Raw genomic sequence first — 270 nt, 5'->3', positions numbered from 1 at the left:
GCATTGGCAACTCAAACTGGCGCCAGCGTGCCAGACTGATCTGGCTGGCGCCGTACAAGGCAACCACACCCAGAATCAGATACACACCATGACGAATCGCAAAATACGCCGCATTACCGGTCAGTTTTTCGCCAATACCGGTAGACGCCGAAGCCACCATGACCCAGCCCAGCACCATCAGCAGCAACCAGGGAACAAAATGTTGATCACGGGCTTGCCAGCGCAGACTGTCAATCATCCATCAGACTCCCGACCAAGGCGCCAAAATGC

General features: G+C 55.6%; 1 protein-coding gene. It reads right to left on the bottom strand.

All coding sequences use genetic code 11. From position 1 onward, the window contains the following. On the bottom strand, positions 1 to 238 hold a 238-nt coding region (locus tag Q4563_RS20030), incomplete at its 3' end, for an FtsW/RodA/SpoVE family cell cycle protein (protein ID WP_303605761.1). Between the last annotated feature and the right edge of the window lie 32 nt (positions 239 to 270).

The sequence above is a fragment of the Gilvimarinus sp. 1_MG-2023 genome, assembly GCF_030548285.1.
Note: the sequence above shows the minus strand (reverse complement) of the source record. Positions and strands in the feature narration are given on the sequence as shown.